This window comes from Streptomyces sp. LaPpAH-108 (genome assembly GCF_000373625.1).
GTDB lineage: Bacteria > Actinomycetota > Actinomycetes > Streptomycetales > Streptomycetaceae > Streptomyces.
Genome location: NZ_KB891988.1, coordinates 880627 through 901578, shown reverse-complemented (window position 1 = coordinate 901578; position 20952 = coordinate 880627). Strand labels below are relative to the sequence as shown.

Here is a 20952-nt window from a genome sequence, read left to right as displayed (position 1 = left end):
CTCCGTCAGCTGGCGGACGGGCTCGGCGACGGTTCGGCCGAGGTGCCGCCGGACGGGGCGTCGTCCTCGGGGGCGACCGTCAGCTTCACGGTGAGGGTGGCGCCGCCCGTGGTGGTGATCCGGAGCAGATAGGTGCCGGCGGTGTCGTCGGCGTACAGCTTCGGGAGGGTGAGCAGGCCCTTGGCGTCCGTCTTGAGTCCGGTGAGGGTGCGGACGGGCTTGTCGTCGGCGCCCTTGAAGTAGGGGCCCTTGTCGTTCTCGGCGGGGTCGTCGTCGGCCTTGACCAGGGTGGCGGTGGCCTCGACGCCGTCGGCGACGGCGCCCTTGTAGGTGGCCTTGACCTGGACGGGGTCGGCGAACTCGCCGCCGGGGACGCAGGTGTATGCCGTGTCGTCGGCGGGGGCGAGGGCGTCGGCGGCGCGCGGGGTGACGGTCGCCTTATAGGTGACGCCCTTGACCTGGCGGCCGACGAGCGCGGTGGTGATCTTGAAGTCGCCGGTCTTCTCGCCCGCCTGGAGCGCGGGGGCGGTCGCGACGCCCTTGCCGTCGGTGGCGACGGTGGCGACCTTCTCGTCGCCCGCGAAGGTGGCGTCGGTGTCCCCGGTGATGGTGAAGCGGACCCGCACCTTGGCCACGGCCTTGCCGTCCTCGGTCTCGGCGCGGGCGGCGATCTTCCCGGTGAAGGCGTGCCCGGCCATCGCGGTGGGCTCGGCCGCGTCGGGGTCGGCGTAGGCCAAGCGGTCCACGGTGTCCGAGGGGGTGGGCTGTTCCCACGGCGGGGTGGAGGGCTTGGGGGTGGGCTTGTCGTCGCCTTCGGCGGGGGTGCCGGGGTCGGGCTTCGCGGGCTTGCCGGGCTTGTCGGGCTTGCTCGGCTTGGCGGGCTTCGACGGCTTCGCGGGTGCGGAGGGTCCGGTGGTGCCGGAGCGCGCGGCGGTGTCGTCGCTGCGGTGGGTGGGCAGGCCGCCGGTGCCGTCGGGGACGGTGTGGACGCCCTTGCGGTAGTAACTCACCCAGTTCAGGACGAGGTTCAGATAGTCGGTGGAGTTGTTGTAGCTGAGGATCGCGCGGTGCAGGTCGTCCTCGTGGGAGAGGTCCCGGTCGCCCCGGCACAGGTAGTGACCGGCGGCGAGGGCGGCGTCGTAGATGTTGTTCGGGTCGGCCTTGCCGTCGCCGTTGCCGTCGCGGCCCGCCCAGGCCCAGGTGGAGGGGATGAACTGCATCGGGCCTACGGCCTGGTCGTACGCGGCGTTGCCGTCGTAGGCGCCGTGGTCGGTGTCCTTGATCAGCGCGAAGCCGTTGCCGTCGAGCTGGGGGCCGAGGATGCGGCCGAGGGTGGTGCCGTCGGCGTCCACGCGGCCACCGCGGGCCTGGCCTGACTCCACCTTGCCGATGGCGGCGAGGAGTTGCCAGGGCAGGTTGCAGCCGGGCTTGGAGCTGCGCAGCTCGGCCTCGGCGCGCTTGTAGGCGTCGAGGACGGTCGCGGGGATCTGGCCCGCGACCTCGCCGTCGCCCTGCGCCACGGGGGTGCCGACGACGGGCGAGGAGCTGGGGGCGGGGCTGTGCAGCGGGGGCAGGTCGGTGTAGTACGGGGAGCCGCCGGTGGCGTCCGACGCCGCGTCGGGCACCGGTGTGCTGACTCCCGTGTCCTGTGCGCCGCCGCCCGCTCCGGTCGCTCCCGGGGCCTGGGACGCGGACAGAGCCGCGACCGCCACCGCGGCCACCGCGGTGGTCGCGGCTCCCTTGCGCAGCCGCTTGCCGAAATGCGCCGCCATAGAGTGAACCCTCCCGCTGGGCGCTGGGGGCGCCCGTCTCCGTCCGACTGCCTCGCTGGTGTGACGGTTGACGCCGTGTTCTGGTTGCCCCTGTTCCGCGATGTGACAGGTGAGCGCGCGTGCGACCGGCACGGCGGTCCCGTTGACCCTACGACAACTTGCTTGGCACGGGCACCCGTTCGTGTCCGGTTTTCGCCGCCCGGCCAACTGCCCTCCGGACGCCCCGGGCAGGTGATCCACCGCACATACTGGAACGCGTCCGATCACCGGTCCCGGGCGGGGCGAGTCGCCCCTCGGCCGCTTCTGGAGGCTCCGTTGCCGTTCACCCTCAGTCACGCGGCCGCCGTGCTGCCCGCGGTCCGCCGGGACGGGAGCGGGCGGGGGCCGCTGGTGCCCTCGGTGCTCGTCGCCGGGTCCTTCGCGCCCGATCTCACCTATTTCGCGGCGAGTTTCGTGCCGGGCGCGATGGAATTCGGCACGGTCACGCACTCCTTCGCCGGTGTGGCGAGCGTGGACGTCCTCATCGCGTGGACGCTGGTCGCGCTCTGGCTCCTGGTCCGCGAACCCCTCGTGGCGCTGCTCCCCCGCGCCCTGCAGGCCCGCCCGGCCGCGCTCCTGCGCTGCGGAGCCCGCCGGGCGCGGGTACGGCCCGCGACCGCCCTGTGGTGGTACGTCTCGGCCGCCCTCGGCGCCCTCACCCACGTCGTCTGGGACGCCTTCACCCACCACGACCGCTGGGGCTCCGACCTGTTCCCCGCCCTCATGCGGGACGCGGCGGGGCTGCCCCTGTACACCTGGCTCCAGTACGGCACGTCGGCGCTGGCCGCTGGGGTGCTGGTGGTGTTCCTGCTGCGCGCGCTACGGCTGACGCCGGCCTCGGCCGCCCCCCTCGGGGTGCCGATGCTGTCCGCCCGGGACCGCGCCCTGGCGGCGACCGCCCTCGTCTGCTGCGCCGTCGTGGCAGCGCTCCAGCGGATGACACTCCTGTGGGGGCGGCTCGACGCCCGGCTCCTGGACGTGGTCCCGACCGTGTGCTTCGGGGCGGGGGCTGGGCTGGTGGTGGGGGTGGTGGCCTACGCCGTGGCGGTGCGGGTGTGGCGTCCGGCGGCGGGGAGTTCTGAGCGGGCTCGGGAGCGGGTGGGGTCGGGGGCTCGGCTCGGTGAGTGACCTGACCTGTACGCCGTCGCCCGCCGGGGCGTGACACTCGACTCGGGGGCGGGTGGTCGCGCTTGCCCGGGGCCGGTGGGGTCGGGGGCTGCCCGGCTGCTCGTAGAAGGGGTGCTCTACGCCGTCACTCTCACGGCGTGGAGCCCGGCATCGGCACGGCCGGGCCCCGGGAGGGTCGGTGGGCCCCGGGCGGGGTGGAGGCGCAGGGCTGCTCGTAGAGGGGGATGCTCTACACGCCGTCACTCTCAGGGCGTGGAGCCCGGCATCGGCGCGGCTGGGCCCCCGGGAGGGTCGGTGAGCCCCGGTCGGGGTGGGCGCATGGCCGCTCGCGGAAATCATCCTCTACGCCGTCACCCTCAGGGTGTGACACCCAGCTCCCCACAGACGACCGCCGCCTTGCCCGGAAGCCGGTAGGGCTGGAGCGCAGTGAGCATCCAGTACTCCCTTACCGTCTGCCAGGGGCGCCCAGCGTTGACGCGGGTGGTCACCCAGCCCCCGGCAGGCCGGGGGGAGGACCGGGGCCGCGTGGCGGCACGAGGCTGCTCGTGGAGATCGGGCGCTACGGCATCGCCCTCAGGGTGTCGCGCCCGGCTCCCGCCCAGGTGGCTGCGCCGGGCCGGGAGTCGGGCGGGGTGAGCGGTCGGTGAGGGAGGCGACGAAGACGGTCAGGGTGTGCCGGGGGCGGGCCTTGGGGAGCGCGGCCAGGAGGAGGGCGAGGTAGGCCCGGGCGACGTCGGCGCGGGCTCGCCACTGGAGTGTGGCGAGGCGGTGTCTCAGCGCCGCGAGTGCGGCGCGTGCCCGCGCGGCCGGGTCGGCGGGAATGCGGGCGCTGCTCGCGTCGGCCGCGAGCGACGGCACCGCCGAGGCGTCCCCGCCCCGCCCCGGTTCCGCCTCCGCCCGCTCGATCCGACGGTGCCACGCCTCGGTCCTGCGGCGGTGGAGCATCCGTATACCCATGCTCGCAGTGTTGCCGCTGGCACCGGCGGGCGGCGTTCTGACGGGGGCCACGTGAGTGACGGGGCCCTCCGGAGGTGGGACGGGGGACTCGGGTCGGGCGGAATCGGTACCCGGGATCGGCCGGGCGTGCGTGCGCGGGCCCCGTCCTGCCAGGCTCTGGGAGCACCGCTCGCCGGGTGCGGGGCGCCGCTCGGCCAAGCCGGAGCACCAGCTTCTGTCGGCCCAGGGGCCGGGTACAGGTCCGCCGCGGTGCGGGCCCGCAGAGCGTCAGGGGTACCGCCGCCGTTTGTCGGCGGGGAATCTCCGTCGGCCATGCCAAGCGCACAGATTCGGGTCGGCCAGGGCGGAAAGGAGGCCGCTCCGGCTCGCCGGGTACGAATCCAGAGGGCGTCGGCCCACCAGGTCCCGAGGGCGCGGCGCTGTCAGCCAGGCCCGCGCAGGGCAACCCCTGCGGGTCACCGTGGCCGGAGGTACCGAGCGCGGCGGCCACAGCCGATACACGGGTCCGGCCCAAGCCCGGGTGTGCGGGGTGACGGCCAGGCTCCAGTCTGCCCGGGGCGGGGCGGTGCCTTACCGAGTCGGCGCATGGCCGGGCACGTCGGAGGGGAGAGCACAGCAGTCGTGCTCTCCCCTCCCCTGCCGGATCACATCAGTGCGCCGCCGACTCCCAGTCCCGGCCCACGCCCACCGAGACGTCCAGGGGCGCCCGGAGGGACACCGCGTCGGCCATTTCGCGGCGGACGATCTGCTCGACGGTGGCGCGTTCGCCGGGGGCGATTTCCAGGACGATTTCGTCGTGGACCTGGAGGAGCATGCGGGAGGTGAGGTCGGTCTCGCGGAGCGCGCGGTCCACCTGGAGCATGGCGATCTTGACGATGTCGGCGGCCGTGCCCTGGATGGGGGCGTTCAACGCCATCCGCTCAGCCGCCTCACGCCGCTGGCGGTTGTCGCTGTTGAGGTCGGGGAGGTAGCGGCGGCGGCCGAACAGGGTCGCCGTGTAGCCCGTCGCGCGGGCCTCGTCGACCACGCGGCGCAGATAGTCCCGTACCCCGCCGAAGCGCTCGAAGTAGGTGTCCATCAGGGCCCGCGCCTCACCGGCGTCGATGTTGAGCTGCTGGGAGAGGCCGAAGGCGGAGAGGCCGTACGCCAGGCCGTACGACATCGCCTTGATCTTGCGCCGCATCTCCGGGTCGACCGCGTCCCGGCCGACGGAGAACACCTGGGAGGCGACCGTGGTGTGCAGGTCCTCGCCGGAGGTGAACGCCTCGAGCAGGCCCGCGTCCTCGGAGAGGTGGGCCATCACGCGCAGCTCGATCTGGCTGTAGTCGGCGGTCATCAGGGACTCGAAGCCCTCGCCCACCACGAAGCCCCGGCGGATCGCGCGGCCCTCGTCGGTGCGGACCGGGATGTTCTGCAGGTTCGGGTCCGTGGAGGAGAGCCGCCCGGTCGCCGCCACCGTCTGGTTGAAGGTGGTGTGGATACGGCCGTCGCCCGCGATGGTCTTGATCAGGCCCTCGACCGTGACACGCAGCTTGGCCTGCTCACGGTGGCGGAGCATGATCACCGGCAGCTCGTTCTCCGTCTGGGCGGCGAGCCAGGCCAGCGCGTCGGCGTCGGTGGTGTACCCCGTCTTGGTCTTCTTCGTCTTGGGCAGCGCCAGCTCGCCGAAGAGGACTTCCTGGAGCTGCTTGGGCGAGCCCAGGTTGAACTCGTGCCCGGCCGCCGCGTGGGCCTCCTTCACGGCCTGCTGCACCGCGCCCGCGAAGGTCTGCTCCATCGTCTCCAGGTGCGCCCGGTCGGCCGCGATGCCGTGCCGCTCCATGCGGGCGAGCAGCGCGGAGGTGGGCAGCTCCATGTCGCGCAGCAGATCGGCCGCGCCGACCTCCTCCAGACGCCCCTCGAACGCCTCGCCCAGGTCGAGGATCGCGCGGGCCTGGATCATCAGCGCCTCGGCCTCGGCGCCGTCGTCCGCGCCGAACGCCAGCTGCCCGTCGGCCGCGGCGGCCGGGGCCAGCTCGCGGTGCAGGTACTCCAGCGAGAGCGCGTCCAGGTCGAAGGAGCGGCGGCCGGGCTTGACCAGGTACGCGGCGAGCGCGGTGTCCATGCGGACGCCCTCCACGCTCCAGCCGTGCTCGCCGAAGACCCGCATCGCGCCCTTGGCGTTGTGGAACACCTTGGGGCGCTCCGCGTCCGCCAGCCACGCGGCGAACGCCCGCTCGTCGGCCTCGTCCAGCTCGGCCGGGTCGAACCAGGCGGCGGCTCCGCCGGACGCCGCGAGGGCGACCTCGGCCACCGAGCCCGCGCCCAGCGCCCAGGTGTCCACCGTGGCGACGCCCAGGACCTCGGTGCCGTGCTCGGCCAGCCAGGGGGCCAGCTCGCCGGTGCCGAGGACCGTGCCGTCGATCTCCACGCCCTCGGTCGCGACCGGGGTCGTCTCCGCCTCCTCCGCGCCGGGGTCGACGGCGAAAAGGCGCTCGCGCAGGGAGGGGTTGCGGATCTCCAGGGTGTCCAGGATCGCCGCGACGGCCTTGCGGTCGTACGGGGCGCGCTCCAGCTCGGCGACCGTCTTCAACAGCTCGACCTCGCGCTCCAGCTCGGTCAGCACGCGGTTGAGCTTGACCGACTCCAGGTGGTCGCGGAGGTTCTGCCCGGCCTTGCCCTTGACCTCCTCGACCCGCTCGACCAGCTCCGCGAACGAGCCGAACTGGTTGATCCACTTCGCGGCGGTCTTCTCGCCGACGCCGGGGATGCCGGGCAGGTTGTCGGACGGGTCACCGCGCAGCGCGGCGAAGTCGGGGTACTGCGCGGGCGTCAACCCGTACTTCTCGAGAACCTTCTCCGGGGTGAACCGGGTCAGCTCCGAGACGCCCTTGGTCGGGTAGAGGACCGTGGTGTGGTCGCTGACCAGCTGGAAGGAGTCGCGGTCACCGGTGACGATCAGTACGTCGAACCCGGCGCCCTCGGCCTGGGTGGCGAGGGTGGCGATCACGTCGTCCGCCTCGAAGCCGTCGATCGCGAAGCGGGGCGCGTTCATGGCGTCCAGCAGCTCGCCGATCAGCTCGACCTGGCCCTTGAACTCGTCCGGGGTCTTGGAGCGGTTCGCCTTGTACTCGGTGAAGCGCTCCGAGCGCCAGGTCTTGCGGGACACGTCGAACGCCACCGCGAAGTGCGTGGGCGCCTCGTCGCGCAGGGTGTTGGCCAGCATCGAGGCGAAGCCGTAGATCGCGTTCGTGGGCTGGCCCGACGCGGTGGTGAAGTTCTCCGCGGGCAGCGCGAAGAACGCGCGGTACGCCAGCGAATGCCCGTCCATGAGCATCAGCCGGGGCCGGCCGGGGTTGGTCTCGTTCTGCTTCGATGCTGTCTCTGCCACGCCCCCGATCCTGCCACGCCCCACTGACAGCCGAGTCCACACAGCCGGTGATCCGGCGGCGGGGTGGGCGGCTCGGACAGCCGGGGTGGTCCCACCGCTCACCGCCCCCAGCCGCCCGCTCACCGACCGCCCCCGTCCACCCCCTCCCCTCCGCCGCCCTCGCCAGGCATGCTGATGCGCGGGACGTGGGGACGGCCCGCGGGCACAGCGTGGTGCCGGACCCCGAGTACACAGACCCCGAGTACACAGGCGAAGGGGAGCGGGCACATGGCGACGAGGCCGCCCAAGAGCGATCCGGTGCAGGACGCGCCGCGGACAGGGGAGCCGAAGCACGCGGCGGCGGGGCTGCCCGCGGTGGTGCACTCCTTGAAGATCGCGCAGGAGCAGATGGGGGTCAGGCGCACCGCGCTCACCCTGCTCCGGGTGAATCAGAAGGACGGCTTCGACTGCCCGGGCTGCGCCTGGCCCGAGCCCGCGCACCGGCACACCGCGGAGTTCTGCGAGAACGGCGCGAAGGCGGTGGCCGAGGAGGCCACGCTGCGCCGGGTCACCCCGGAGTTCTTCGCGGAGCACTCGGTCGCCGACCTGTCGGACAAGAGCGGCTACTGGCTCGGCCAGCAGGGGCGCCTCACGCACCCCATGTATCTCCCTGAGGGCGCGAGCCACTACGAGCCCGTCACCTGGGAGCGCGCCCTCGGCATCGTCGCCGAGGAGATCACCGCGCTGGACTCCCCCGACGAGGCGGTCTTCTACACCTCGGGCCGTACCAGCAACGAGGCCGCGTTCCTCTATCAGCTGTTCGCACGCGAGCTGGGCACCAACAACCTGCCCGACTGCTCCAACATGTGCCACGAGTCCTCCGGCTCGGCCCTGTCGGAGACGATCGGCATCGGCAAGGGCAGCGTCCTGCTCGACGACCTCTACCGCGCCGATCTGATCATCGTGGCCGGACAGAACCCCGGCACCAACCACCCCCGCATGCTCTCCGCGCTGGAGAAGGCGAAGGCGTCCGGGGCGCGGATCATCAGCGTCAACCCGCTGCCCGAGGCGGGTCTTGAGCGGTTCAAGAACCCGCAGACCCCCCAGGGGATGCTCAAGGGCGCCGCGCTCACCGATCTGTTCCTGCAGATCCGCCTCGGCGGCGACCAGGCCCTCTTCCGTCTCCTGAACAAGCTCATCCTGGAGACCGAGGGCGCGGTGGACGAGGAGTTCGTCCGCGCACACACCCACGGCTACGAGGAGTTCGCCGACGCCGCCCGCAAGGCCGAGTGGGACGAGACCCTGGCCGCGACCGGTCTGGCCCGCGAGGAGATCGAGCGGGCGCTCACCATGGTGCTCGACTCGAAGCGGATCATCGTCTGCTGGGCCATGGGCCTCACCCAGCACAAGCACTCCGTGCCGACCATCCGCGAGGTGGTCAACTTCCTTCTCCTGCGCGGCAACATCGGCCGCCCGGGCGCGGGCGTCTGCCCGGTGCGCGGTCACTCGAACGTGCAGGGCGACCGCACCATGGGCATCTTCGAGCGGCCCGCCCCGGCCTTCCTGGACGCGCTGGAGAAGGAGTTCGGGTTCGCTCCCCCGCGCGCGCACGGCTTCGACGTCGTCCGGGCGATCCGCGCGCTGCGCGACGGCGAGGCGAAGGTGTTCTTCGCCATGGGCGGCAACTTCGTCTCCGCCTCCCCCGACACCGAGGTGACCGAGGCGGCGATGCGCCGGGCGCGGCTGACCGTGCACGTGTCGACCAAGCTGAACCGCTCGCACGTGGTCACCGGCGCCCGCGCCCTGATCCTGCCGACGCTCGGCCGCACGGAGCGCGACGTGCAGGACGGCGGCGAGCAGTTCGTGACCGTCGAGGACTCCATGGGCATGGTGCACGCCTCGCGCGGGCGGCTCGCGCCCGCGAGCCCGCAGCTGCTCTCGGAGCCCGCGATCGTGGCCCGGCTGGCCCGGCGGGTGCTGCCGGACAGCACGGTGCCGTGGGAGGAGTTCGAGCGGGACTACGCGGCGATCCGCGACCGCATCGCGCGCGTGGTCCCCGGGTTCGAGGACTTCAACGCGCGCGTGGCCGACCCCGCCGGGTTCGCCCTGCCGCACGGTCCGCGCGACGAACGCCGCTTCGCGACGGCCACCGGCAAGGCCCACTTCACGGCCGCCCCGGTGGAGCACCCCGAGCTGCCCGAGGGCCGGCTGCTGCTGCAGACGCTGCGCTCGCACGACCAGTACAACACCACGATCTACGGCCTGGACGACCGTTACCGGGGCATCACCGACGGCCGCCGGGTCGTCCTGATCCACCCCGAGGACGCGCGCGAACTGGGCGTGGCCGACGGGTCGTACGTCGATCTGGTGGGCGAGTGGCGGGACGGGGTGGAGCGGCGGGCGCCGGGCTTCCGGGTGGTGCACTACCCGACGGCGCGGGGGTGTGCGGCCTCGTACTACCCGGAGACCAATGTGCTGGTGCCGCTGGACGCCACCGCCGACACCAGCAACACCCCGGCCAGCAAGTCGGTCGTGATCCGGCTGGAGGCGGCCCCGGCGCCCCGTCTGGAACAATCGGCGACCGACTGAGCGTTCGCTCAGCGACAGGGACGTGCCGTCGGGGACCAGGACGCGCCGTCGGACGGGCGTGGCGAGAACGGAGCCGGACCATGGGTGAGCAGCAGCAGGTGAAATTCCCGCAGGAGATCATCGACGAGTACGCGGCGCTCGGTGTGGACCTGCCCGCACTGTTCTCGGCGGGTCACCTCGGTACGCGGATGGGCGTGCAGATCCTGGAGGCGGCCCCGGAGCGGGTGGTGGCCACCATGCCGGTGGAGGGCAACACCCAGCCGTACGGCCTGCTGCACGGCGGCGCCTCGGCCGTGCTCGCCGAGACCCTGGGCTCGGTCGGCGCCATGCTGCACGGCGGCAGCTCGAAGATCGCGGTGGGCGTGGACCTGAACTGCACCCACCACCGGGGGGTGCGCTCCGGCCTGGTGACCGGCGTGGCCACCCCGGTGCACCGGGGCCGTACGACGGCGACGTACGAGGTCGTGATCAGCGACGAGGAGGGCCGCCGGGTCTGCACGGCCCGGCTGACCTGTCTGCTGCGGGACGCGCGGCCGGGCGGCACCGAGGGCTGAGCCCGCCGGGGACGGGACCGAGGTGACCGTCCGATCTCACCGATTGATGAAGCGTCAGGGCCGGGGGCCCGCACCGTCCGCAGCACCGGCGGTACGGGCCCCCGGCCCGCGCCATGCCCACATATGACCGAATTCCGGGAAACCGGAACGCGCCGAACCATTTCCCTGGAAGTAACGCTGCGTAATACGCGCGCAATACGGATTCCCGTTCCGCTCCGCGTTCCCGATCTGCCCCGCAGATCATCGAGGCCCCGAATGTCACATGCGGCGACGACCCCCGCGTCATTACCAAAACCCTTGAGACGCCTGAACAGTTGAGGGGCGTTCCTGCGGGTTCTCACGATGTGGACGGGGCGAACCGGATCGAATTCCTGTCTTTCCCCCACCGCGTACCGCTCTGCATTACCTCGTGTCATAACAAGAGCGTCACAGCATTCGTCAGACCCTCCTCCACGTTCCCCACACACGCCTAGAGTCACGGCCAGTCACCGCGCCCCGGATTCACTTTTCGGCCAGTGCGCGGCCCGACCGTTTCCATGGGGATGCGGTCGTCCAGGGAAAGGACTGATCGTGCGTCAACGTTCGCTCATCGCCATCACCGCCGCGCTGGCTGCGGGAGCTCTCACCCTGACCGCCTGCGGCTCGCGCGACAGCGGCGACAAGGGGAACGGCTCCTCGGGCGGCGGCACCACCGTCACCATCGGCGTCGACGCCCCGCTGACCGGCGACCTGTCCGCGCTGGGCCTCGGCATCAAGAACTCGGTGGACCTCGCGGTCAAGACCGCGAACAAGAAGGAGTACGTCAAGGGCGTCACCTTCAAGATCTCGGCCAAGGACGACCAGGCCCAGCCCTCCTCCGGCCAGCAGAACTCCACCGCCTTCGTCACCGACAAGAGCGTCCTCGGCGTCGTCGGCCCGCTGAACTCCTCCGTCGCCGAGTCGATGCAGAAGGTCCTCGACGACGCCAAGCTGGCCCAGGTCTCCCCGGCCAACACCAACCCGGCCCTCACCCAGGGCGTCAACTGGCAGAAGACCAAGTCCCGCCCGTACAAGGCGTACTTCCGCACCGCGACCACGGACGCCATCCAGGGCCCGTTCGCCGCCCAGTACGTCTACAACAAGGCCAAGAAGACCAAGGTCTTCGTCATCGACGACAAGAAGACCTACGGCGCCGGTCTCGCCGCCACCTTCTCCGCCGAGTTCAAGAAGCTGGGCGGCAAGGTCGTCGGCACCGAGCACATCAACCCCGACACCAAGGACTTCTCCGCGGTCGCCACCAAGGTGAAGAACTCCGGCGCCCAGGTGGTCTACTACGGCGGCGAGTACCCGCAGGCCGGCCCGCTCAGCAAGCAGATCAAGGCGGCCGGCGCCAAGGTCCCGCTGGTCGGCGGCGACGGCATCTACGCGGCCGACTTCATCAAGCTCGCCGGCGCCTCCGCCACCGGCGACCTCGCCACCTCCGTCGGCGCCCCGGTGGAGACCCTTCCCTCCGCCAAGCAGTTCGTCGCCGACTACAAGGCCGAGGGCTACAAGGAGGAGTACGCGGCCTACGGCGGCTACTCCTACGACTCCGCCTGGTCCATCATCGAGGCCGTCAAGAAGGTCGTCGACGACAACGGCGGCAAGCTGCCCTCCGACGCCCGCGCCAAGGTCACCGCTGCCCTGCAGAACGTCTCCTTCGACGGCGTGACCGGCAAGGTCTCCTTCGACGAGTACGGCGACGCCACCAACAAGCAGCTCACCGTGTACGCCGTCAAGGACGGTGACTGGAAGGCCGTGGAGTCCGGCACCTACAACGGCTCCTGACCCACCCACCCGCACCAGCCGAGCCGCGCGGGGCGCTGAAGTGGCGCCCCGCGCGGACTCACATCCGGACACATCCGTCGAACTCATCCGAACGCTCGGAGGACATGCGGTGAACGAACTGCCGCAGCAGCTGGTCAACGGCCTGCTACTTGGTTCCATGTACGGGCTGGTCGCCATCGGCTACACCATGGTCTATGGCATCGTCCAGCTCATCAACTTCGCCCACGGCGAGATTTTCATGACCGGCGCCTTCGGCGCCCTCACGGTCTACGTGTACGTCCTTCCCGACGGCACCTCCATGTGGATCGCCCTGCCACTGATGCTGGTGGGCGCCATCCTGGTCGCCGTCACCGTCGCCGTCGGAGCGGAACGATTCGCCTACCGGCCGCTGCGCAGCGCCCCCCGGCTCGCCCCGCTCATCACCGCCATCGGCCTCTCCCTGGCCCTCCAGCAGGCGGTCTGGGCGTGGTACCCGGAGGCCAAGTCCGCACGCACCTTCCCGAGCATCCCGGGCGGCCCCTTCGAGATCGGCAGCGTCACCATCCAGACCGGTGACGTCTTCCTCGTCGCCGCCGCCCCCCTCAGCATGGCCGTCCTCGCCTACTTCGTGATGCGCACCCGCACCGGACGCGGCATGCAGGCCACCGCCCAGGACCCGGACACCGCCAAGCTCATGGGCGTCAACACCGACCGCATCATCGTGATCGCGTTCGCCCTCGGCGCCGCCTTCGCCGCCGTCGGCTCCGTCGCCTACGGCTTCAAGTACGGCCAGATCGACTTCCGCATGGGCTTCATCCTCGGCCTCAAGGCGTTCACCGCGGCCGTCCTCGGCGGCATCGGCAACATCTACGGCGCCATGCTCGGCGGCCTCGTCCTCGGCGTCGCCGAAGCCCTCTCCACCGCCTACATCGCGGACATCCCCGGCATGGACAAGTTCGGCAGCCAGTCCTGGGCAGACGTCTGGGCGTTCGTACTCCTCATCCTCGTGCTCCTGCTGAGGCCACAGGGCCTGCTCGGCGAGCGCGTCGCGGACAGGGCGTGACACCGATGACCACACAGACCACCGCACCCGGCACCCCGGAGACCCCGGACACCCCGGACGCAGGCGCCCCCACCGCCACCGGCCTCATCGGCCTCCCGGCCACCACCGGCCGCGCCCTGGCCACCGGCGGCGGCGCCCTCGCCGTCGTCTCCGCCTTCCTCGCCTGGACCTGGACCGCCGACTTCCCCGGCGACCTCACCGTCTACGGCTACCCCGGCGGCCTCCAGGTCCTCGTCCTCATCGGCGGCCTCCTCACCACCCTGTTCGGCCTCGCCTCCTACGGCGTCAAGGGCCTCACCCTCCTCACCCCCGGCAGCGCCGACAGCGCCCTCAAGCTCGCCGCGCTCGGCACCTTCGCCACCGCCTGGTACACCGTCATCGCCATCAGCGTGAAGCTCGGCGGCGTCGTCAACCTCGAACCCGGCGGCTACCTCGTCGCCCTCGCCACCCTGGCCGCCCTCCTCGGCGCCCTCGCGCTGCCCTTCCAGCGGCCCGAGCCCGACCCGGCCGACCCCGACGACACCGGCTGGGAAGCCTTCCGCCACCGCGCCCGGCAGAACTGGCAGACCTTCAAGTCCGCCTTCGCCGCCGAGGCCCCCGCCCCCGGCCGCACCCTGCCCGCCTGGGCCGAGATCCTCGTCATCGCCGCCGTCATGGCCCTCGGCCTGCTCGTCTTCACCTACGGCATCGGCACCGAGTACGACGAACTCTTCATCGGCTTCCTCATCACCGCCGGATTCGGCTTCGCCGCCCTCGCCAAGGCCGGACTCGTGGCCCGGATCTCGGCGATCACCGCACGCCACCGCACCGTCACCATGACCGGCGCCTTCGTCGCCGCCGCGGCCTTCCCCTTCACCCAGTCCGACGACCAGTACGCCACCATCGGCGTCTACATCCTCATCTTCGCCACCGTCGCCCTCGGCCTGAACATCGTCGTCGGCCTCGCCGGCCTGCTCGACCTCGGCTACGTCGCGTTCCTCGGCGTCGGCGCCTACACCGCCGCCCTCGTCTCCGGCTCGCCCTCCTCGCCCCTGCACGTGCACTGGCCCTTCTGGGCCTCCGCCCTGCTCGGCGCGGCCGTCGCCATGATCTTCGGCGTCCTCATCGGCGCCCCGACCCTGCGGCTGCGCGGCGACTACCTCGCCATCGTCACCCTCGGCTTCGGCGAGATCTTCCGCATCACCGTCCTCAACATGGACGGCACCTCAGGACCCGACGTCACCAACGGCTCCAACGGCATCTCCTCCGTGCCGAACCTGAACATCCTCGGCTTCGACTTCGGCCAGGAACACCAGCTGTTCGGCGCCACCATCGGCCGGTTCGCCAACTACTTCCTGCTGATGCTCCTCATCACTCTCGTCGTGGTCGTCGTCTTCCGGCGCAGCAGCGACTCCCGCATCGGCCGCGCCTGGATCGCCATCCGCGAGGACGAGACCGCCGCGCTCGCCATGGGCATCAACGGCTTCCGGGTCAAGCTCATCGCCTTCGCCCTCGGCGCCGCCCTCGCCGGACTCGCCGGATCCGTCCAGGCCCACGTCACCTACACCGTGACCCCGGAGCAGTACCAGTTCGCCCACGTCGTCCCGCCCAACTCGGCCTTCCTGCTGGCCGCCGTCGTCCTCGGCGGCATGGGCACCATCTCCGGACCCCTCGTCGGCGCCTCGCTGCTCTACCTGATCCCGGCCAAGCTCCAGTTCCTGGGCGAATACCAGCTCTTCGCCTTCGGCGTCGCGCTCGTCCTGCTGATGCGCTTCCGCCCCGAGGGCCTGATCCCCAACCGGCGCCGCCAACTCGAGTTCCACGAGGACACCGCCGCGCCCGCCGTCCTCAGCAAGGCAGGGGCCTGACCACCATGACCACCGACACCCCCACCCAGGAAACCGCCCCCGGCACCACCCCCGGCGAGACGGTCCTCGACGCCCGCGGCGTCACCATGCGCTTCGGCGGCCTCACCGCCGTCCGCGACGTGAACCTCACCGTCAACAGCGGCGAGATCGTCGGCCTCATCGGCCCCAACGGCGCCGGAAAGACCACCTTCTTCAACTGCCTCACCGGCCTCTACGTCCCCACCGAGGGCGAGGTCCGCTACAAGGGCACCGTCCTGCCGCCCAAGTCCTTCAAGGTCACCGCGGCCGGCATCGCCCGCACCTTCCAGAACATCCGGCTCTTCGCCAACATGACCGTCCTGGAGAACGTCCTCGTCGGCCGCCACACCCGCACCAAGGAAGGACTCTGGTCCGCCCTCCTGCGCGGCCCCGGCTTCCACAAGGCCGAAGCCGCCTCCCGCGCCCGCGCCATGGAACTCCTCGCCTTCGTCGGCCTGGACAACAAGGCCGAACACCTCGCGCGCAACCTCCCCTACGGCGAACAGCGCAAGCTGGAGATCGCCCGCGCGCTCGCCAGCGAGCCCGGCCTCCTCCTGCTCGACGAGCCCACCGCGGGCATGAACCCGCAGGAGACCCGCGCCACCGAGGAACTGGTCTTCGCCATCCGCGACCAGGGCATCGCCGTCCTCGTCATCGAGCACGACATGCGCTTCATCTTCAACCTGTGCGACCGCGTCGCCGTCCTCGTCCAGGGCCAGAAGCTCGTCGAAGGCGACAGCGCCACCGTCCAGGGCGACGAACGCGTCGTCGCCGCCTACCTCGGCGAACCCTTCGAGGACGCCCCCGGCGCCGAGGAGGCCGCCGAGGTCGAGGCGGCGGAAGCGGACGCGGCGGGAACCGAGACGACGGCGGCCGGAGCAGAGGCCGAGGCCACGACGGACGCCGCGCCCGGCGAGGAGAACGGCAAGGAGAACGACCGATGACCGCACTGCTCGAAGTCGAGGACCTGCGCGTCGCCTACGGCAAGATCGAGGCCGTCAAGGGCATCTCGTTCAAGGTCGAGGCCGGCCAGGTCGTCACCCTCATCGGCACCAACGGCGCGGGCAAGACCACCACCCTGCGCACCCTGTCCGGACTGCTCAAGCCCGTCGGCGGACAGATCCGCTTCAACGGCAAGTCGCTGAAGAAGGTCCCCGCCCACGACGTGGTCTCCCTCGGGCTCGCCCACTCCCCCGAGGGCCGGCACATCTTCCCGCGCATGACCATCGAGGACAATCTGCGCCTCGGCGCCTTCCTGCGCAGCGACAAACCCGGCATCGAGAAGGACATCCAGCGCGCCTACGACCTCTTCCCCATCCTCGGGGAACGCCGCAAGCAGGCCGCGGGCACCCTCTCCGGCGGTGAGCAGCAGATGCTGGCCATGGGCCGGGCGCTGATGTCCCAGCCCAAGCTGCTGATGCTGGACGAGCCCTCCATGGGCCTCTCCCCGATCATGATGCAGAAGATCATGGCGACGATCGCCGAGCTGAAGGCCCAGGGCACCACCATCCTGCTCGTCGAGCAGAACGCCCAGGCCGCGCTCTCGCTCGCCGACCAGGGCCATGTCATGGAGGTCGGCAGCATCGTGCTCTCCGGCACCGGGCAGGACCTGCTGCACGACGAGTCGGTACGGAAGGCGTACCTCGGCGAGGACTGAGCCGTCGTACGACCGAGGCCCGCGCCCCCCTCCCGGGGGGCGCGGGCCTCCTCACATGGACCAGTCCTGCTCAGTCCTTGTCCCTGTCCTTGTCCCTGTCCTTCTTCTTGGCCGACTTCTTCTCGTGGTCGTCCGCGATGACCGCCTCCGCGACCTGCTGCATCGACAGGCGGCGGTCCATGGAGGTCTTCTGGATCCAGCGGAAGGCGGCGGGCTCGGACAGGCCGTACTCCGTCTGGAGGATCGACTTCGCGCGGTCCACCAGCTTGCGGGTCTCCAGGCGCTGGGTGAGGTCCGCGACCTCCTGCTCCAGCTGGCGCAGCTCGGTGAAGCGGGAGACGGCCATCTCGATGGCCGGGACCACGTCGCTCTTGCTGAAGGGCTTGACGAGGTAGGCCATGGCACCGGCGTCGCGGGCGCGCTCCACGAGGTCACGCTGCGAGAACGCGGTGAGCATCAGGACCGGGGCGATGGACTCCTCGGCGATCTTCTCAGCCGCCGAGATGCCGTCGAGCTTCGGCATCTTCACGTCCAGGATCACCAGGTCCGGCTTGTGCTCCCGGGCCAGCTCCACGGCCTGCTCACCATCGGCGGCCTCACCGACGACCGTGTAGCCCTCCTCCTCCAGCATCTCTTTCAGATCGAGCCGGATCAGCGCCTCGTCCTCCGCGATGACGACACGGGTCGTCAGCGGGGGCACATGCGACTTGTCGTCGTCGGACACGTCTGCGGGCTGGGGCGACTCGGGGGCGGTCACGGAGGCTCCTTGATCCAGGGCAGGGGCACTGCTTCTAGCAGGGTACCTAGCAGCGGGGACGTGCAGTGAACCGGTACACTCACGGGGTGCCTGGCCGGGTTGGCGGAATGGCAGACGCTGATGTCTCAAACACATCTGTCCGAAAGGACGTGCGGGTTCGAATCCCGCACCCGGCACTCTCTGCGATGACACAAGCGGAGGATCACGTTCGCGTGGTTCTCCGCTTTTTGCTGCGTGTCGCCGTGGCCCGTGACGCACGGTGTTCGAGTGAACATCCATGGCACTGACGTACGACAGAGGGCGCTCACGCTGCTGCGCGGCGGCGCGAAGAACGCCGACGTGGCCAGGAATCTCGACGTGCCCCTGGGAACCATCGGCTACTGGAAACACCTGGACCGCGCCAAGCGGGGCGAGTGCCCCGGCCGGCACGACCCGTCGTGTCCTCGATGCGACGGGCGGGAACTCGACGAGTCGGCGTACAGCTACCTGCTCGGTCTGTACCTGGGCGACGGCCATATCAGCCACTACGTCCAGCACCGCGTGCCCAACCTCATGATCACGTGCGCGGAGTCGTGGCCCGGCCTCATGGACGAGTGCGAAGCGGCCATGCAGGCGGTGTTCCCTGACAACGCCGTCTGCCGCGTTCGCCGCACCGGCTGTCGCAACGTCAAGGTCTACTCGAAGCACATGCTCTGCCTCTTCCCCCAACACGGCCCCGGGAAGAAGCATGAGCGTCGCATCGCTCTGGAACCCTGGCAGCAGGAGATCGTGGACGGTCACCCGTGGCCGTTCGTCCGGGGGCTCGTGCACTCCGACGGGTGCCGCATCACCAACTGGACAACACGACTGGTCGGCGGCGAGCGCAAGCGCTATGAGTACCCGCGGTACTTCTTCGCCAACGTCTCCGACGACATCCGGCGTCTCTACACCGATACGCTCGAAGCGCTCGGCGTCGAGTGGACGCACTGCACCAGGCACGGAAACCCCTTCAACATCTCCGTCGCCCGCAAAGCCTCCGTCGCCCTCATGGACGCCCACGTCGGGCCCAAGTACTGACCACACCTACCGAGGACTGTCATCCTCCCCCACGTGGTGCACCCGGACCAGGTTCGTCGTGCCGGACACCCCCGGAGGGGAGCCCGCGGTGATGACCACCATGTCGCCCTTCTCGCAGCGGCCGTAGCGGAGCAGCAGCTCGTCCACCTGGGCGATCATCGCGTCCGTGGAGTCGACGTGTGGGCCCAGGAACGTCTCCGCGCCCCACGTCAGGCTCAGCTGGGAGCGGGTCGCCGGTTCGGGGGTGAAGGCGAGGAGGGGGATCGGGGAGCGGTAGCGGGAGAGGCGGCGGGCGGTGTCGCCGGACTGGGTGAAGGCGACGAGGAACCGGGCGCCGAGGAAGTCGCCCGTTTCCGCCGCCGCGCGGGCGACCGCGCCGCCCTGGGTGCGGGGCTTGTCGCGTTCGGTCAGCGGTGGGAGGCCGCCCGCGAGCATGTCCTCCTCGGCGGCGGAGACGATCTTCGCCATGGTGTGCACGGCCCCGACCGGGTATTTGCCGACGCTGGTCTCGCCGGAGAGCATCACCGCGTCCGCGCCGTCGAGCACCGCGTTGGCCACGTCGGATGCCTCCGCGCGGGTCGGCCGGGCGTTCTCGATCATGGAGTCGAGCATCTGGGTGGCGACGATGACCGGCTTGGCGTTGCGCCGGGCGAGCTGGCAGGCACGTTTCTGGACGACGGGGACGTGTTCGAGCGGCATCTCGACGCCGAGGTCGCCCCGGGCGACCATGATGCCGTCGAAGGCGGCGACGATCCCCTCGATGTCCTCGACGGCCTGGGGTTTCTCCACCTTGGCGATGACGGGGAGGCGGCGGCCCTCCTCGTCCATGACGCGGTGGACGTCGAGCACATCGCGTCCGGCGCGGACGAAGGAGAGGGCGACGGTGTCGAAGCCGGTGCGCAGGGCCCAGCGCAGGTCGTCCTCGTCCTTCTTGGTGAGGGCGGGGACGGAGACGGCGGCGCCGGGGAGGTTGAGTCCCTTGTGGTCGGAGACGACGCCGCCTTCGAGGACGCGGGTGTGGACGCGGGGGCCGTCGACGGAGGTGACCTCCAGGCAGACGCGGCCGTCGTCGACGAGGACGCGTTCGCCGGGGGTGACGTCGGTGGCGAGTCCGGCGTAGGTGGTGCCGCAGTGGTGGCGGTCGCCTTCGACGCCCTCTTCGACGGTGAGGGTGAAGGTGTCGCCGCGTTCGAGGATCACCGGGCCTTCGGCGAATCGGCCGAGGCGGATCTTCGGGCCTTGAAGATCGGCGAGGGTTCCGACGCTGCGGCCGGTTTCGTCGGCGGCCCTGCGTACGCGCTGATATCGCGCCTCGTGTTCGGCCTGGCCGCCGTGGCTGAGGTTGAAGCGGGCGACGTCCATTCCGGCTTCGACCAGTGCCTTGATCTGGTCGTACGAGTCGGTGGCCGGCCCGAGGGTGCAGACGATCTTTGCTCGGCGCATGGTTCGAGCCTAGGGCTTACCGGCGGGTAGAGAATCCGGGGCCGATGGCCATTCAACGACCTTTACGGAAAGGCTTATTGACAAGTGTTGAATTGTGCGGCGCCCCGCTCCTATGAGCGATGTTTTTCGCGCAACAGTTCGTCACTCTTTCATCCCAGCCGATTACGCCGCCCATTCCGGCGCCGCGTATTTCACAGGCGCGGCGGCACCAGGGTGAAGCGTGCCGTGACCTGTGCGGCCACCGTGAGCCGTGCGGGTTCCAGGTCCAGGGCCTCGGGCGGTTCGGCGGGGCCGCCCCTGGTGAGGGAGCGGGCGGCGCGGCCGTAGGCGGCCGTGGCGCGGGGGCGGTCGGCGCCGGTGTCGGCGAGTTCGACCAGGGCGGCGAGGGAGGTGCCGAGTGCGTCGGCGTATTCGCGGGCGCGCTGGAGGGCGTCGGCGACGGCGCGGCGGCGGGCCTCGGTGTGGACCGGGGAGCCGGGGCGCAGGGACCACCAGGGGCCGTCGACGCGGGTCAGTTCCAAGTCGGCCAGTCGGGTGGTGAGTTCGGCCAGTGCGGTGAAGTCGGTGAACTCGGCGTCGAGGCGGACCTGGCCCTGGTGGCTGCGGACGCGTTCGCCCCGGCCGCGTTCGGAGAGTTCGGGGGTGATGGAGAAGACGCCGGTGGAGAGTTCGGCGACGGCTTCGCCGTAGGACTTGACGAGGTCGAGGACGGCGGCGTTGCGGCGGGTGAGGTCGTCGAGGGTGGCGCGTCGGTCGCGGCCTCGGGCGCCGACGGTGATGCCGATGCGGGCGATCTCGGGTCCGGTCTCGAACTCCGCCTCGCCCTGGACCACGAGGAGGGGTGCTTCGGGGGTTCCGTGTGCGGGTGCCGGTGGAGTGGTCATGTGTCCCACTGTGTCATGTGACGCCCGTGCGGGCGGGGGGAGTTCGGGGGGGAT

Annotated in this window: 15 protein-coding genes and 1 tRNA gene; 10 read left to right on the top strand and 6 right to left on the bottom strand. The window is 71.0% G+C overall.

The window, feature by feature from the left end:
• Positions 1–5 precede the first annotated feature (5 nt).
• Complete coding sequence (locus B079_RS0110190) at positions 6–1772, bottom strand: lytic transglycosylase domain-containing protein (RefSeq protein ID WP_018545695.1); 1767 nt, start codon at positions 1770–1772, stop codon at positions 6–8.
• Between the two features lie 315 nt (positions 1773–2087).
• On the opposite strand from B079_RS0110190, the gene B079_RS0110185 reads away from it, so the two are divergent.
• Positions 2088–2939: a DUF4184 family protein gene (locus B079_RS0110185; protein ID WP_018545694.1), complete on the top strand. Its 852-nt coding sequence runs from the start codon at positions 2088–2090 to the stop codon at positions 2937–2939.
• 573 nt (positions 2940–3512) lie between these two features.
• On the opposite strand, the gene B079_RS31645 is transcribed toward B079_RS0110185, so the two are convergent.
• Both B079_RS31645 and polA read right to left on the bottom strand, forming a co-directional pair.
• Positions 3513–3896 (bottom strand): hypothetical protein, encoded by a 384-nt coding sequence (locus B079_RS31645; protein WP_078495894.1) that lies wholly within the window; start codon positions 3894–3896, stop codon positions 3513–3515.
• A 649-nt stretch (positions 3897–4545) separates the two neighbouring features.
• Positions 4546–7266, bottom strand: coding sequence for a DNA polymerase I (gene polA, locus B079_RS0110175; protein WP_018545692.1), 2721 nt, complete (start codon positions 7264–7266; stop codon positions 4546–4548).
• Between the two features lie 267 nt (positions 7267–7533).
• On the opposite strand from polA, the gene B079_RS0110170 reads away from it, so the two are divergent.
• The 7 genes from B079_RS0110170 (at position 7534) to B079_RS0110140 (ending at position 16758) form a co-directional block, all read left to right on the top strand.
• Positions 7534–9834 carry an FdhF/YdeP family oxidoreductase gene (locus B079_RS0110170; RefSeq protein WP_026248545.1) on the top strand — a complete coding sequence of 767 codons (2301 nt, stop codon included), beginning with the start codon at positions 7534–7536 and terminating at the stop codon, positions 9832–9834.
• An 80-nt stretch (positions 9835–9914) separates the two neighbouring features.
• Entirely contained in the window at positions 9915–10388 is a 474-nt protein-coding gene (locus B079_RS0110165; RefSeq protein ID WP_018545689.1) for a PaaI family thioesterase, read from the top strand.
• 570 nt (positions 10389–10958) lie between these two features.
• On the top strand, positions 10959–12194 hold the full coding sequence (locus B079_RS0110160; protein WP_018545688.1) for a branched-chain amino acid ABC transporter substrate-binding protein: 1236 nt from the start codon (positions 10959–10961) through the stop codon (positions 12192–12194).
• 109 nt (positions 12195–12303) lie between these two features.
• Positions 12304–13236, top strand: a complete 933-nt coding sequence (locus tag B079_RS0110155) for a branched-chain amino acid ABC transporter permease (protein ID WP_018545687.1) — start codon at positions 12304–12306, stop codon at positions 13234–13236.
• 5 nt (positions 13237–13241) lie between these two features.
• Entirely contained in the window at positions 13242–15083 is a 1842-nt protein-coding gene (locus B079_RS0110150; RefSeq protein WP_018545686.1) for a branched-chain amino acid ABC transporter permease, read from the top strand.
• Positions 15084–15088: 5 nt separating this feature from the next.
• Positions 15089–16045, top strand: coding sequence for an ABC transporter ATP-binding protein (locus B079_RS0110145; RefSeq protein ID WP_018545685.1), 957 nt, complete (start codon positions 15089–15091; stop codon positions 16043–16045).
• Entirely contained in the window at positions 16042–16758 is a 717-nt protein-coding gene (locus B079_RS0110140; protein ID WP_018545684.1) for an ABC transporter ATP-binding protein, read from the top strand. Before B079_RS0110145 ends, B079_RS0110140 begins: the two co-directional genes overlap by 4 nt.
• A 70-nt stretch (positions 16759–16828) precedes the next feature.
• Here B079_RS0110140 and B079_RS0110135 read toward each other — a convergent pair whose 3' ends face one another.
• Positions 16829–17515 (bottom strand): ANTAR domain-containing response regulator, encoded by a 687-nt coding sequence (locus B079_RS0110135; RefSeq protein ID WP_018545683.1) that lies wholly within the window; start codon positions 17513–17515, stop codon positions 16829–16831.
• A gap of 93 nt (positions 17516–17608) precedes the next feature.
• On the opposite strand from B079_RS0110135, the gene B079_RS0110130 reads away from it, so the two are divergent.
• Positions 17609–17691 (top strand) — tRNA-Leu (locus B079_RS0110130).
• A 91-nt stretch (positions 17692–17782) separates the two neighbouring features.
• Positions 17783–18571 carry a hypothetical protein gene (locus B079_RS0110125; RefSeq protein ID WP_018545682.1) on the top strand — a complete coding sequence of 263 codons (789 nt, stop codon included), beginning with the start codon at positions 17783–17785 and terminating at the stop codon, positions 18569–18571.
• 6 nt (positions 18572–18577) lie between these two features.
• Here the strand turns inward: B079_RS0110125 and pyk are convergent, their stop codons facing one another.
• Both pyk and B079_RS0110115 read right to left on the bottom strand, forming a co-directional pair.
• Positions 18578–20014 (bottom strand): pyruvate kinase, encoded by a 1437-nt coding sequence (pyk, locus tag B079_RS0110120; RefSeq protein ID WP_018545681.1) that lies wholly within the window; start codon positions 20012–20014, stop codon positions 18578–18580.
• Between the two features lie 191 nt (positions 20015–20205).
• A complete protein-coding gene (locus B079_RS0110115) occupies positions 20206–20898 on the bottom strand; it encodes an SIMPL domain-containing protein (protein WP_026248544.1) in 693 nt (230 codons plus the stop codon).
• Positions 20899–20952 lie beyond the last annotated feature (54 nt).

Bases quoted from the DNA above. Each gene is read 5' to 3' on its own strand.
- B079_RS0110190 (WP_018545695.1), bottom strand. From the start codon at position 1,772: ATGGCGGCGCATTTCGGCAAGCGGCTGCGCAAGGGAGCCGCGACCACC.
- B079_RS31645 (WP_078495894.1), bottom strand. From the start codon at position 3,896: ATGGGTATACGGATGCTCCACCGCCGCAGGACCGAGGCGTGGCACCGT.
- B079_RS0110170 (WP_026248545.1), top strand. From the start codon at position 7,534: ATGGCGACGAGGCCGCCCAAGAGCGATCCGGTGCAGGACGCGCCGCGG.
- B079_RS0110165 (WP_018545689.1), top strand. From the start codon at position 9,915: ATGGGTGAGCAGCAGCAGGTGAAATTCCCGCAGGAGATCATCGACGAG.
- B079_RS0110150 (WP_018545686.1), top strand. From the start codon at position 13,242: ATGACCACACAGACCACCGCACCCGGCACCCCGGAGACCCCGGACACC.
- B079_RS0110145 (WP_018545685.1), top strand. From the start codon at position 15,089: ATGACCACCGACACCCCCACCCAGGAAACCGCCCCCGGCACCACCCCC.
- B079_RS0110140 (WP_018545684.1), top strand. From the start codon at position 16,042: ATGACCGCACTGCTCGAAGTCGAGGACCTGCGCGTCGCCTACGGCAAG.
- pyk (WP_018545681.1), bottom strand. From the start codon at position 20,014: ATGCGCCGAGCAAAGATCGTCTGCACCCTCGGGCCGGCCACCGACTCG.
- B079_RS0110115 (WP_026248544.1), bottom strand. From the start codon at position 20,898: ATGACCACTCCACCGGCACCCGCACACGGAACCCCCGAAGCACCCCTC.